We start from the raw sequence: 13,165 nt of genomic DNA on the forward strand, positions 1-13,165 counted from the left end.
AGCCCGTGCAGCCTGTGCCTGTCGAGTAAAGGTAGCCTGCACACCTTAGATCCACATCGCAGGCGATGACCGGTCGTCTGCACCGCTCGTTTTTTGCTGCCCGACGCAAAGCATGGTTTGCCCGTCATCGCGCGGCACCCTAGAATGCGCCGATGCGCGATGATCTCTCTCTTCTTCTGAATTCCCTTAACGATGCCCAGCGTCAGGCCGTAGCGGCCTCACTGGGGCGTCAATTGGTCCTGGCCGGTGCCGGCTCGGGCAAAACCCGTGTGCTGGTGCATCGCATCGCATGGCTGATGCAGGTCGAGCAAGCCTCCCCGCATTCAGTCCTGTCGGTGACGTTCACCAACAAGGCGGCTGCCGAGATGCGCCACCGCATCGAACAGCTGATGGGCATCAGCCCGGCGGGCATGTGGGTAGGCACTTTCCACGGCCTGGCGCACCGCCTGTTGCGTGCGCACTGGCAGGAAGCCGGCCTGGTGCAGACCTTCCAGATTCTCGACAGCGATGACCAGCAGCGTCTGGTCAAGCGTGTGATGCGCGAGCTGGGCCTGGACGAGCAACGCTGGCCTGCGCGTCAGGCTCAGTGGTTCATCAACGGTCAGAAGGACGAAGGCCTGCGCCCTAAGCATATTCAGGCCAGCGGCGACCTGTTCCTGACCACCATGAAAAGCGTCTACGAAGCCTATGAGGCAGCCTGCCAACGTGCAGGCGTCATCGACTTCTCCGAGCTGCTGCTCAGGGCGCTGGACCTGTGGCGCGATAATCCGGGCCTGCTCGCGCATTATCAGCGACGTTTCCGTCACGTACTGGTCGACGAGTTCCAGGACACCAACGCCGTGCAGTACGCCTGGTTGCGTCTGCTGGCCCAGGGCGGCGACAGCCTGATGGTGGTCGGCGACGACGATCAGTCCATCTACGGCTGGCGCGGCGCGAAAATCGAGAACATTCACCAGTATTCGTCCGACTTCCCGGACACCGAAGTGATCCGCCTGGAGCAGAACTACCGCTCGACGGCGAGCATCCTCAAGGCTGCCAACGGCTTGATCGTCAACAACAGCGGTCGCTTGGGCAAGGAATTGTGGACCGATGTCGGCGACGGCGAACTGATCAACCTGTACGCAGCCTTCAACGAACACGACGAAGCACGCTACGTGGTCGAGACCATCGAGAGCGCGTTGAAAACCGGTATCTCGCGTAACGACATCGCCATTCTCTACCGCTCCAACGCCCAATCGCGGGTGCTGGAAGAAGCACTGTTGCGCGAACGCATTCCTTACCGTATCTATGGCGGGCAGCGATTCTTCGAGCGCGCCGAAATCAAGAACGCGATGGCGTATATGCGCCTGCTGGAAGGTCGTGGCAACGATGCAGCGCTGGAGCGGGTCATCAACGTTCCGGCACGCGGCATCGGTGAAAAAACCGTCGAAGCCATTCGTGAGCATGCGCGTCATGCCGACGTTTCAATGTGGGAAGCCATGCGCCTGCTGGTCGCCAACAAGGGCCTGACCGGCCGTGCGGCCACGGCCCTGGGCGGGTTTATCGAGCTGATCGAGAACCTGTCGGCCAAGGTAATGGAAATGCCGCTGCACCTGATGACCCAGACCGTCATCGAGCAATCCGGGCTGATCGCTTATCACGAACAGGAAAAAGGCGAGAAAGGCCAGGCTCGGGTAGAAAACCTTGAGGAACTGGTCAGCGCCGCACGGGCTTTCGAAAACCACGAAAGTGAAGAGGACCTGACGCCATTAGCGGCCTTTCTGGGTCACGCTTCACTGGAAGCTGGCGATACCCAGGCGCAGGAGCATGAGGACAGCATTCAGCTGATGACCTTGCACAGCGCCAAGGGCCTGGAATTCCCGCACGTGTTTCTGGTGGGCATGGAAGAAGGGCTGTTCCCGCACAAGATGAGCCTGGAAGAGCCTGGCCGTCTGGAAGAAGAGCGCCGTCTGGCCTACGTCGGCATCACCCGCGCCATGAAACAACTGGTGATGACCTACGCCGAGACGCGTCGTCTGTATGGCAGCGAAACCTACAACAAGGTGTCGCGCTTCGTCCGCGAAATACCGCCTGCGCTGATTCAGGAGGTCCGCCTGTCCAATAGCGTCAACCGTCCGTTCGGTGGCACGCCGAAATTCAACAGCAGCAGCCTGTTCAACGGCACCGGCATTCCGGAAACCGAGTTCACGATGGGCCAGCGCGTGCAGCATGCGGTGTTCGGCGAAGGCGTGATCCTCAACTTCGAAGGCGCTGGCGCTCAGGCACGCGTGCAGGTCAACTTCGCCGATGGCAGCAAGTGGCTGATGATGGGCTACGCGAAACTAGTGCCGTTGTAGCACTCTGGAGTCCGTTTTGCTGCCGGTACCCGGCAGATCTCGGACAAATCCACTTCTGCAAAAGCGAAACGGCGCCCGGTCCGCTGTCAGATTGGATTACCCGGTCTTACGAAGCGCGCTGAAAAGTCCTACGCTGTTTGTGTAAAAGTCCGAAACACTAACGCGCTGGTCACACAGGCCTACGCTGTGCAACATGGCGCGCATGCAATCACAAAACGGGAATACCCATATGCAACGTTTTCTTAGCATCGCGATGGCGCTTTGCATCGGGCTCACCATGAGTCTGGATGTGAACGCCGCGCGCTTCGGTGGCGGCAAGAGCATGGGCTCGGCGCCTACGCATCAGGCCCGCCAGACTGCGCCGGCCGCTCCAGCAGCTGCGCCTAACGCCGCTGGCCGCCCTGCCCCTGCTGCAAGCGGTGCCTCCCGCTGGCTAGGCCCGTTGGCCGGTATCGCTGCCGGTGGCCTGCTTGCGTCGATGTTCATGGGTGACGGCTTCAACGGCCTGCAACTGTTCGACATCCTGATCATGGGCCTTATAGCCTTCCTGATCTTCCGCTTTATCGCGCGCCGTCGTCAGCAGCAACAGCCTAAAATGGCCCCTGCCGGTGCCCCTTATCAGCGTGAAACCAGCCAGCCGGTACAGAACCCGATTTTCGGCAGTTCAGCACCCGCTTCCGCTGCGCCCGTGATCAACGCACCGGCCTGGTTCAATGAGGAGCGCTTTCTGGAAGCCGCTCGCGGCCACTTTCAGTCGCTGCAACAGCACTGGGACGCCAACGAGATGGACAAGATCGCCGAGTTCGTCACTCCGCAAATGCTCCAGTTCCTGAAAAAGGAACGTGCGGATCTGGGCGACGGTTTCCAGTCGACTTACATTGAGAACCTCAATGTTCAACTGGACGGTGTGGATGATCGTGCCGACAAGACCATCGCGACCCTGACCTTCTCCGGCGTTTCCAAGACCTCGCGCTTTGATCAGGGCGAAGTGTTCAGTGAAAGCTGGAACATGGAGCGACCGCAAGGTGACAATCAGCCTTGGCTGGTAGCAGGAATTCGCCAGAACGGTTGAACCAGATTACGTTCTCGCGTTCAGAACCCCGGACATGTCCGGGGTTTTTTGTTTATCCGTTCGGATAGTTATTTTGAGAAAGGCTTTACGCTACTGTATAACCCGCGCCATCAAGTGAGAGGATCCGTGTCGTGGAAGAAGTCATCGAACAATTGCGTGAAGCTAACGAGCCGGTCCCGGTTCCGCTTGAACTGCCCGACGAGGACCAACTGGTCGAGATCGAGGAACAGCTGTTCATCAACATCCCGTTCGTCTTCAAGGAGTTTCTCCTGACGGTCAGCGATGTGGTGTATGGCAGCCTTGAGCCGGTCACTGTGACCGATCCGCAGTCACGCACCTATCTGCCGGAAGTGTGTGCGACTGCCTGGGACCTGGGCGTGCCGCGCGAGCTGATCCCGATCTGTCAGGACGGTGACGACTATTACTGCGTCGAGGAAGACGGCACGGTAGTGCTGTGGTCCGCCGAAGAAGAACTGGTCACCGAAGAAAGCTGGGAGTCGGTCTGGCACTGGGCTCGGGATGTCTGGCTGGAAAGCTGAGACACCCCCACCGCAAAGGCTGCAAGGGGATCGCCGGGCTCAATGCCCGGACGATTCCTGATTGTTCCCCAGCGTCTCCAGCAGCGCGATCTGCATCCGTGTGTGTACGCGAATCAGCCAGCGCCACAGCAGCGCAGCGACCAGAGCGGCAACCAGGGCAACGACCAGCAGCAACTCGTTGGCCGGCAGGATGCTTGCCGACAGCGCCGCCAGCATCACGAAGATCACCACCAACGACAACAGCGGAATCACTTCCGCCACCACCTTGCGCACGCGCACGGTATGTCGACCCGCCATCTCGGGCTTCACGCCCATCTCTGCCAGCAACATCGACAGCGCCTTGAGCTTGCGGTACGCCGCGATCAAAAAGGGCAGCGACAACAGCAATGCCGCGCCGCAGATCCAGGCTTTCTGGTGGCTGACATCGGCCACCCACTCGTTCATATACCCGCCAAGACGTTCAGCGAAATAGCCGCCGCTGAAGAAGATCGCCATCACCAGCGCCAGGTTGACCCCGACCTGCAGCAGAATCCGCCGAATCATCCCGGCAAGCACCGCGCTTTGCCCTTGCGGCTGAATACTGCGCAGCCACTCACCGTACATGCCGAACACCCGCGCAACGCGCCGGGGCATGATCGCTGCGAGCTTGAGCGAGAGCGGGTCAGCGCCGCGAATGAGGTACGGGGTCAGCAACGTGGTGATGGCCGAGACGGCGACAGCCACCGGATACAGAAAATCGCTGGTGACCTGCAAGGTCATGCCCAATGCCGCGATGATAAAGGAAAACTCGCCAATCTGTGACAGCCCCATGCCCACGCGCAGTGAGGTGCGGCCATCGTTGCCTGCGATAAAGGCCCCAAGCCCGCAGGAAATCATCTTGCCCAACACCACGGCAACGGTGATGACAGCGATGGGCAAAGCGTATTCCAGCAGGATTTTCGGGTCGATCATCAACCCGATGGCGACAAAGAAGATGGCGCTGAACAGGTCACGAATCGGCTCGATCAATCGTTCGATCTTCAGCAGCTCACGGGACTCGGCCATGATCGCGCCGATCAGAAACGCGCCCAGCACCATGCTGTATTCCAGCTTGACCACCAGCAGGCAGAAGCCGAAGCACAAGCCCAGCACGGTGATCAGCAGCATCTCGTTGCTTTCGAATCTGGCCACGTAAGACAGCAAGCGCGGGACCAACAGGATGCCGACCACCAGCGCCACGATCATGAACAGCGACAGCTTGCCCACGGTGGAAAACACTTCGCCCGAACTGACCGAACCGCTGACGGCGATGCCGGACAGCAGCGCAATAATGCCGATGCCCAAGATGTCTTCGACGATCAACACGCCGAAGATCAATTGGGCAAAATGCTGGTTCTTCATCTTCAGGTCGTTGAGCGCCTTGACGATGATGGTGGTCGAGGAAATCGCCAGAATGGCGCCGAGAAACAGCGAGTCCATGGTTTTCCAGCCGAAGAACTGACCGATCTCGTAGCCGATCCAGATCATCAGCGCAATTTCGAGAAAAGCCGCGATGAACGCGGTAGCACCGACCTTGAACAGCTTGCGCAGGCTGAACTCCAGCCCCAGGCAGAACATCAGGAAAATCACCCCGAGTTCGGCCAGAATCTTGATGGTCTCCTCATCATGGATCAGGCTGACCGGCGGCGTGTGCGGGCCGATGATGAAACCCGCGACGATATAACCCAACACCACCGGTTGCCTGAGGCGATGAAAGAGGATGGTCACCACACCGGCCACCAGCATGATCACTGCCAGGTCCTGAATGAAATTGATGGCATGCATGGTGGCAAAGCTCCTTTTGATGATGACGTCCTGAACCGATATCGCCACGCCTCGTAAGGCGTCAGCCACCCGCTTCGTCATCAAAATCCGATTAAAACGTAAGAAAAAACCCGATCCACAGGTTTTTGCAGGTTATCACTGCCCCCTTCGACATAAAGCCGGTGCAATATATGGAAACAGATAGTTATGAGGCGTGACGGTCGCCCGCTGGCCAGCGTCCCGATAACTGTCGCAAGCCCTTCTGAGCGCCAGCATAGGCGTCCCTTGAACACCTTGACCGTGTGAGTACGCTATGGAACCCGGAAACGCCCAGCTGTCGATGACTGTATTGATGACCCCGGACATGGCCAATTTCTCTGGCAACGTACACGGCGGTACCTTGCTCAAGTACCTGGACGAAGTGGCCTATGCGTGCGCAAGCCGTTACGCCGGGCGCTACGTGGTGACACTGTCGGTGGATCAGGTGATTTTTCGCGAGCCTGTGCATGTCGGCGAGCTGGTGACCTTTCTGGCATCGGTCAATTACACCGGCAATACCTCGATGGAAGTCGGCATCAAAGTGGTGACCGAAAACATCCGCGAGCGCTCGGTTCGTCATTCCAACAGCTGCTTCTTCACGATGGTTGCCGTCGACGACAACCGCAAGCCCGCCAGCGTCCCGCCTCTGGAACCGGAATCTGCCGATGCCAAGCGCCGTTATATCCAGGCACAGCAACGCCGCCAGCTGCGTCAGGAACTGGAAAAGCGTTATCAGGACATCAAAGAAGAAGCGGTGTAATCCATCAGGCTCAGGCAAGGACGCCCGAGCCGCTGATGACACACCTGTCTCAGAGCCGTACCGCTTCGAACTTCACCCGTGGGTGCGCGATACGATCCTGAGCACGGACCAGCTCAAGTTCATAGCTGCCGCAGGCCTGGGTTTCCAGCAATACTTCGTGGACAGCGGCGGCGGTGAATTCGAATGCGGCCACCAGGTCGTCGCCCAAAAGCACCCGCGCCAGGAACAGACCGGACGTGAGGTCGCCCACACCCACCGGCTGACGCGGGAACGCCAGCAGCGGACGACGCAGATGCCAGCTTGCATCGGCGGTCACCAGCAGCATTTCGAAACCCTCGGCAGCCTTGCCGGGATAATCCAGGTGTTTGACCACCACGGCTTTCGGGCCTCGTGCCAACAGCGCTCGGGCCATTGCGAGGCAATCGAGCAATGAATCGGGCTTGCGACCCGAGAAGCTGTCCAGTTCCAGCTGATTGGGGCACATGAAGTCCGCCATCGCGGCCGCCTCTTCCAACAGAAAATCACCGACCTCCGGTGCGACAATGCAGCCTTTTTCCGGATGGCCCATCACCGGGTCGCACAGGTACAACGCCTTGGGGTTGGCGGCCTTGATGCGTGCTACACCGGTCAGAATCGCCCGGCCCTGCGCCGCACTGCCCAGGTATCCGGACAAAACGGCATCACAGTTGCCCAGCTCGCCAATCGCCGCAATGCCGTCGATCAATGCCGGAATCTGCTGCGGAGCCAGCACTTCACCCGTCCATTGCTTGTACTGAGTGTGGTTGGAGAACTGAACCGTGTTGAGCGGCCAGACATTGACCCCGATACGCTGCATCGGGAACACCGCTGCGCTGTTGCCGGCGTGGCCGAACACCACATGGGACTGAATGGCGAGCAAGTGAGGCGTACGTTTCATGACGGGTAGAATCCTGAACACGATGCAAATGCAATTATGAGAAATATAAGTGCCGCAGTATGGCTGTAAATCACTCAGGACAGTTAAGCTGGTCACTCCTACGTTGGAGCACTCCGTCATGCTGACCCTGGGAAACATCTTCGTGCTGATGCTGTTCGCGAGCGCCGCGGCCTGGTGGTGGCACGCCCATGGTTTGCGTGAAAAAGCGCTGGCGCGTGTCAAACAGCACTGCGCGCGGCTCGAACTCCAACTGCTGGACGACGCCGTCGCCCTGCGTCGCCTGACATTCGCCCTCGACGCCCAAGGCCGCAAGCGTCTGGCCCGGGTGTATGGCTTCGAGTTCACCGTCACCGGCGAACAGCGCCACCCCGGTACGATCACAATGTTTGGCGCCCACACCGCGCACATTGAACTGGCGCCCTACCCGTTCGAAATCAAGACACCACCGCCCAGCGCAGAAATCATTCAGATGAGCGAATGGCGTCAATCGCACCAGAAGTGGAAGCAGTAGTCGCGCATAACGCTCGTTGCGACGCTTCGGTGTGATGACATTGCGCTGCGTCCGATCTTGAGCAAGGCGTCACATCCGGCAGTCGGCCATCTGCGCCTGCAACTTATCCACATCCTGCGGTGTGGAAAAGATCAATTCCAGGCGCGAATCCTGCCGCCACTCGCTGATTTGCCAAGCAATCGGTGCGCCATGTGAGACGTTGCCCGAATACCAGCCGCCGTTGCTGTGGATAACCATTTTCGCCCGTTGCCACGTCATGCTCTCCAGCCATTGCAGCACCCGTTGCAGGTCAAATTGCTGCGACGCGTGCCAGCGCCAGCCGATACTCCAGCCGTCAGGACTGCTTTGACTAAGGCAGATCGGCACACGTGGGTCCGTCCAGAGCGCAGGCAACTGGCCGATGCCGGCGGGTAATGTCAGGTTATCCACAGCCTGTTTATCCACAGCCGGTCCGCCGACAAAACCCGGCAGGCTCTGCAGCGACAGCTCTCCGTGGCGGGTCCAGAGCAACGTGTGCGACTTCAACCGTGCAGCCAGTGCGTAACGCGACGGCGGGTCCAGTTGTTCGGATTTGTTCATGACCACCAGACCTGCGTCCGCCAGCGCCTCCTGCTGGGTATCGGGCAACGGAAAGCCTGCGGCCATTGCTGCCGAGTCCAGCACCATCACGCTGGGCTGGACAGACAGCACGCCGCGCCAGGGTGCTTCACGCAACTGCGCCATCAGTTGCGCAGGATGCCCAAGGCCCGAGGGTTCGATCAATAAACGATCAGGTCGGGCCTTGCGCAACAATCGTCCCAGGCCGATCTGGAACGGCACACCATTGACGCAACACAGGCAGCCGCCAGCCACTTCACCAAGTGCGATACCATCGGCAGCCGTGTTCAGTAGCGCGGCGTCCAGGCCGATCTGACCAAACTCGTTGATCAACACAGCCCAACGTTCGTTGTCGGGTTTCTGCGCCAGCAGGCGTTTGATCAGGCTGGTCTTGCCGGCGCCCAGCGGGCCACCGATGACGTGCGTGGGGATGTTCTGCAGCATGGGATCACTTTTGACGAAAGCGTGGGTCATTGAAGAGCAAGGGAAGGTAACGATGCAAGCAATACGGCTGACTGCTCGCCTGGCGCTGATCTCGCTGGCGATGTCTTCAGGTCTGGCATGGGCCGAGGCGTGCCTGGTACACAGCCAGGCAGAGCGGCTCGACGTCAAAGTCTGCCAGGAAAATATCAACATCCCGACGGACCTGTTCAAGGACGGGTTCTGCCAGCCAGAACTGGCCGGGCAAAAGACCGAAACCACCTATTCGGCGCAATGCCCGACCGGCGCGTTTGGCGTCTGCAGCAATGCGCAGGTTGCCAATATGCCTTACCGCGAGAACATCCACTATTACGGCGTCGCCGGTGACGCGTTGTACCTCAAGCCGTTTTGCGAGGGCCAGAGCAAAGGTCAGTGGATAACGCCGTAATCAGCCTATGCAAGCCAGTCCAGGGTCAGAATCAGCCTGCGCTCGTTATGCGCCAACGGCGGCGAGCGATGGATCAGGCCGAACCCCTCGTTACCCTTCCAGCGCTCGCCCTTGAGCAGCGCCACATCGCCGCTGCCGATCTGCTGGATCTGCGCAGCGTCACACGGTTCGGCGTCAGGGCGACCGAGCTGCTTGCGGTCCATCACGTCTTCGTGCAGCCACTGGCTGCCGACTCCGCCATAGGTGGTAATCAGGCGCACCGGCACGTGATCCACATGGAAGCGCGGGCACATGGCCTTGTCCAGCACCCTCAGGCGCAGACCGACGCAGTCGGCACCCAGCAGGCAGGCGTAGGCGCTCACCAGCCACGAAACGTCGGCAACGAAGCCTTGGTAACCCTGCAGATCGGCATAGCCCGACGCCAGCATGCTCAGATTCGGCTCGACATCGCCGCCCTTCACCTCAAGGGTCATCGATTCGGCGAGCGGCTCGTTCATCGACAGCAGCAAGGTGCTGAAGTCTTCGATGTGCGCGGGTAAACGGCGCTGCCAGACCGCAAGATTGACGTCGTCTTCCAGCACCTGGCTCAAGACTGCGGGCATGTCGTCTTGAACCTGACGCACCGATGAAGGGTATTTCAGAAGAGGAGCAAGCATCAGGCAGCCACCTCTTCCATATGCCAGGACCCGAACGGATCATCCAGTTTGCGCCAGGATTCAACACTCTCTGCCATCTCGGCGTCGGTAAGCAGGCAGCCGTCCAGCTCGGACGTCAGCCGTGCAAAATCGATGTTCTGCCCGATAAACACCAGCTCCTGACGACAGTCTCCGGTTTCGGTGGACCAGTTTTCAAGAATCGAGGCCACGCTTTCCTTGTCCTCAGGCCAACTGTCACGGCCTACAAAACGCCACCAGCGTCCGGCGAAACCATGGCGCATCAAGCCGCCCGCCTGCGACCAGCTCCCCGCATCCTTGTATTTGCTGGCCAGCCAGAAGAAACCCTTGGAGCGCAGCAGTTTGCCGTTGGTCCAGGGTTGATTGATGAAATCGAAGAAGCGTTGCGGATGAAAGGGACGACGAGCGCGATAGGCCGTCGAAGCGATGCCGTATTCTTCGGTTTCGGGCACGTGTTCACCGCGCATCTCTTTCAGCCAGCCTGGGGCCTGGGAAGCACGCTCGAAGTCGAAACGCCCGGTGTTGAGGATCTTCGCCAAGGGCACCTGGCCCATGACCATCGGCACGATGTCGGCATCGGGATTCAGGCGTTTCAGAATCGCCATCAGCTCCGCTCGCTCGCTGGAGCTGATCAGGTCGATCTTGCTGAGCAGAATGACGTCCGCAAACTCGATCTGCTCGATCAGCAGGTCAGTAATTGAACGGTCATCGTCTTCACCGAGGGTTTCGCCGCGTGTGGCCAGGCCATCGGCTGCTTCGTAATCAAGCAGGAAATTCACCCCGTCGACCACGGTCACCATCGTGTCCAGCCGCGCGAGGTCGGTCAGACTCTTGCCCGCTTCATCACGGAAGGTGAAGGTCTCGGCCACGGGCAGCGGTTCGGAAATGCCTGTGGATTCGATCAACAGGTAGTCAAAGCGCCCGTCCTGAGCGAGACGGCTGACTTCTTCGAGCAAGTCCTCGCGCAACGTGCAGCAGATGCAGCCGTTGCTCATTTCAATCAGCTTTTCTTCGGCACGATTCAGGCTGACATCACGCTGAACTTCGCTGCCATCAATGTTGATCTCGCTCATATCATTGACGATAACGGCCACGCGCAAATTTTCACGATTACGCAGTATGTAATTGAGTAGAGTGCTTTTACCGGCACCGAGAAAGCCGGACAGTACGGTGACAGGTAGACGGTTCGACATCAGGATTCTCCAGGCGGTGCAAGGCTTGGGCCTTGTTCATGTCGGCTGCAACGAACCCTTCAGGCAGCCGACTCTAATCACTACATGATGTTATAGTATAACAAGCAAAAATAGCTACTGACCTCGATGACGGGTTTTTCATGAAAGGACTGATAACGGGCGTGATCATGCTGCTGGCGCTGGCCAGTGCAGACGCAATGGCCGTTGCTCCGGATCTCGCACGCTGCACACGCAGCGCAACGGTACTGGCGTGCAACGACGCGCTGGGCAATAGCTACAGCGTGGTGACCGCCGGGCCGACGACCTGGTTGAGAGGGTACGAACGAATCGACAACCGGCGTTGGGCTCAGACCAATAGCCGCTATGGCCAACTGACGTTTTTTACCGGGCTGGCCTCGAACGGCGAAGCGTGGGTGGGCACCGTTCAGCGCGTGGGCTGGACGACGATCACGCGGGTATCGAGTTCAAGCGGTACGCGCAGCAAGATCACCTGCAGCCGACTGAACGGCTGCCACTGATGGATCAAACCTGCTGTTCACGCTTCTGCGCCTGCACCCAGGCCATGTGCGAATCCACTGGCGGGTTGCGCTGGAAATAGCGTTGCAGGCCATCGAACAATCCGTCTGCAACGGCCTGTTGATGGCGCGCCGTGACGAGCCGCTGGCTGTCGCGGCTGTTGGAGATGAATCCGGTTTCGACCAGAATCGACGGCACGTCCGGCGATTTCAGCACCGCAAACCCGGCCTGTTCCACGCGTTTCTGATGCAGCGTGGTAATGCCTTCCAGGCTGCCTAATACCGTGTGGCCCAATTGCAGGCTGGCCGCGATAGTAGCGTTCATCGACATGTCGAGAATGACGCCGGCCAGCATCGGGTCTTTATCCTTGAGATTGAGCAGCGACGTCGCCCCCAACAGGTCCGCGCCATTCTCCCGTTGCGCCATGAAGCGCGCCGTCGCCGAGGTTGCACCGCCTTCGGACAGCGCAAACACCGAAGCACCGGAAGCCGTCAGCCGAGGCGCAGCATCTGCATGCACAGAGATGAACATGTCGGCGTTGGATTTGTGCGCGAACTCGACACGCTTACGCAGCGGCACGAAGAAATCATCGTTACGCACCAGGCGCACATCAAAGCCCTTCTCGCGCTTCAAGCGTCTGGCCAGCAATTGGGCAATGGAGAGCACCACGTCTTTCTCGCGCTCGCCACGAGAGCCGACTGCGCCTGGGTCTTTGCCACCGTGACCGGCGTCGACCACCACCATAATGTCGCGTCCGGTGTGCGCTTTGCTCTGGATCGGAACCGGGACAGGTGGCGGGAGTTCTGCCATCTGCACCGGTACGCGGGCCGTGGCGCTCATGTCCAGCACCAGCCGATGGCCCTGCGCGCCCTCGGGGCCAAGCAGAAAGCTGTTGAGTTGCACAGGAGCGGTCAGGTCCAGAACGATGCGCGTGTCATCGCCCGTACCGTAGTGCCCGGAGCGAATCGATTTGATGACGGTGCGATCAAGCGCCAACTGACTGAAATCGCCTGTCAGCCGTGAACCGCTGACATCGATGATCAACCGATCAGGCGCGGTGAGCGTGAACGTTTTGTATTGCACCGGACCGCTCAGATCAAGGACAAGCCGCAGCTTGTCGTTGGCACGCCACAAGCGAGCATTACGAATCTGCATCTGCGCGGCGTAACTGCCCAGCGGCAGAGTCAGGGCCGCGCTGGCCAGTAGCATGTTGAGCAGCATTTGGCGTCGGTGCATGGAATGTCTCAAAGAGCAAATCGAGCATCCCGGCTCACGAAGGGTTCATCCACATCAATAGTAACAATATAACATGCAGTTACAGACGAAAGATGAGGCCCTTCATGAAGATTCCGTCATGAAGCG

13 protein-coding genes are annotated in these 13,165 nt (G+C 59.4%); 7 read left to right on the forward strand and 6 right to left on the reverse strand.

Features of this window, described 5'->3' with window-relative positions:
- Positions 1 to 152 precede the first annotated feature (152 nt).
- The 3 genes from uvrD to BW686_RS08980 all read left to right on the forward strand — a co-directional run bounded on the left by uvrD (position 153) and on the right by BW686_RS08980 (position 3,947).
- Entirely contained in the window at positions 153 to 2,336 is a 2,184-nt protein-coding gene (gene uvrD, locus BW686_RS08970; protein ID WP_084915979.1) for a DNA helicase II, read from the forward strand.
- Positions 2,337 to 2,565: 229 nt separating this feature from the next.
- Entirely contained in the window at positions 2,566 to 3,408 is an 843-nt protein-coding gene (locus BW686_RS08975) for a Tim44 domain-containing protein (RefSeq protein ID WP_084915980.1), read from the forward strand.
- 131 nt (positions 3,409 to 3,539) lie between these two features.
- Positions 3,540 to 3,947 (forward strand): SMI1/KNR4 family protein, encoded by a 408-nt coding sequence (locus tag BW686_RS08980; protein WP_084915981.1) that lies wholly within the window; start codon positions 3,540 to 3,542, stop codon positions 3,945 to 3,947.
- A gap of 39 nt (positions 3,948 to 3,986) precedes the next feature.
- Here BW686_RS08980 and BW686_RS08985 read toward each other — a convergent pair whose 3' ends face one another.
- A complete protein-coding gene (locus tag BW686_RS08985) occupies positions 3,987 to 5,750 on the reverse strand; it encodes a cation:proton antiporter (protein ID WP_084915982.1) in 1,764 nt (587 codons plus the stop codon).
- Between the two features lie 292 nt (positions 5,751 to 6,042).
- Between BW686_RS08985 and BW686_RS08995 the strand changes: the two genes are divergently transcribed.
- Positions 6,043 to 6,528: an acyl-CoA thioesterase gene (locus tag BW686_RS08995; protein WP_084915983.1), complete on the forward strand. Its 486-nt coding sequence runs from the start codon at positions 6,043 to 6,045 to the stop codon at positions 6,526 to 6,528.
- 49 nt (positions 6,529 to 6,577) lie between these two features.
- Here the strand turns inward: BW686_RS08995 and pdxY are convergent, their stop codons facing one another.
- Complete coding sequence (gene pdxY, locus BW686_RS09000) at positions 6,578 to 7,444, reverse strand: pyridoxal kinase PdxY (RefSeq protein WP_084915984.1); 867 nt, start codon at positions 7,442 to 7,444, stop codon at positions 6,578 to 6,580.
- A 118-nt stretch (positions 7,445 to 7,562) separates the two neighbouring features.
- On the opposite strand from pdxY, the gene BW686_RS09005 reads away from it, so the two are divergent.
- Entirely contained in the window at positions 7,563 to 7,955 is a 393-nt protein-coding gene (locus BW686_RS09005; RefSeq protein ID WP_084915985.1) for a DUF3301 domain-containing protein, read from the forward strand.
- A 69-nt stretch (positions 7,956 to 8,024) separates the two neighbouring features.
- Here BW686_RS09005 and BW686_RS09010 read toward each other — a convergent pair whose 3' ends face one another.
- Positions 8,025 to 8,996 carry a CobW family GTP-binding protein gene (locus BW686_RS09010; protein ID WP_084916160.1) on the reverse strand — a complete coding sequence of 324 codons (972 nt, stop codon included), beginning with the start codon at positions 8,994 to 8,996 and terminating at the stop codon, positions 8,025 to 8,027.
- 52 nt (positions 8,997 to 9,048) lie between these two features.
- Between BW686_RS09010 and BW686_RS09015 the strand changes: the two genes are divergently transcribed.
- Positions 9,049 to 9,420, forward strand: a complete 372-nt coding sequence (locus BW686_RS09015) for an NADH:ubiquinone oxidoreductase (protein ID WP_084915986.1) — start codon at positions 9,049 to 9,051, stop codon at positions 9,418 to 9,420.
- A 5-nt stretch (positions 9,421 to 9,425) separates the two neighbouring features.
- Here BW686_RS09015 and BW686_RS09020 read toward each other — a convergent pair whose 3' ends face one another.
- Both BW686_RS09020 and zigA read right to left on the reverse strand, forming a co-directional pair.
- Positions 9,426 to 10,076, reverse strand: a complete 651-nt coding sequence (locus BW686_RS09020) for a DUF1826 domain-containing protein (protein ID WP_084915987.1) — start codon at positions 10,074 to 10,076, stop codon at positions 9,426 to 9,428.
- Entirely contained in the window at positions 10,076 to 11,287 is a 1,212-nt protein-coding gene (gene zigA, locus BW686_RS09025) for a zinc metallochaperone GTPase ZigA (protein WP_084915988.1), read from the reverse strand. Before zigA ends, BW686_RS09020 begins: the two co-directional genes overlap by 1 nt.
- A 140-nt stretch (positions 11,288 to 11,427) precedes the next feature.
- On the opposite strand from zigA, the gene BW686_RS09030 reads away from it, so the two are divergent.
- The gene (locus BW686_RS09030) at positions 11,428 to 11,805 is read left to right on the forward strand and encodes a glutamine synthetase (RefSeq protein WP_084915989.1); all 378 of its coding nucleotides are present in this window, start codon (positions 11,428 to 11,430) and stop codon (positions 11,803 to 11,805) included.
- Positions 11,806 to 11,809: 4 nt separating this feature from the next.
- Here BW686_RS09030 and BW686_RS09035 read toward each other — a convergent pair whose 3' ends face one another.
- Positions 11,810 to 13,039, reverse strand: a complete 1,230-nt coding sequence (locus BW686_RS09035; protein ID WP_084915990.1) for an N-acetylmuramoyl-L-alanine amidase — start codon at positions 13,037 to 13,039, stop codon at positions 11,810 to 11,812.
- Positions 13,040 to 13,165: the final 126 nt, after the last annotated feature.

Origin of the sequence: Pseudomonas syringae (assembly GCF_002157375.1) — a bacterium.
In the GTDB taxonomy this organism is placed as follows: Bacteria; Pseudomonadota; Gammaproteobacteria; order Pseudomonadales; family Pseudomonadaceae; genus Aquipseudomonas; species Aquipseudomonas syringae_T.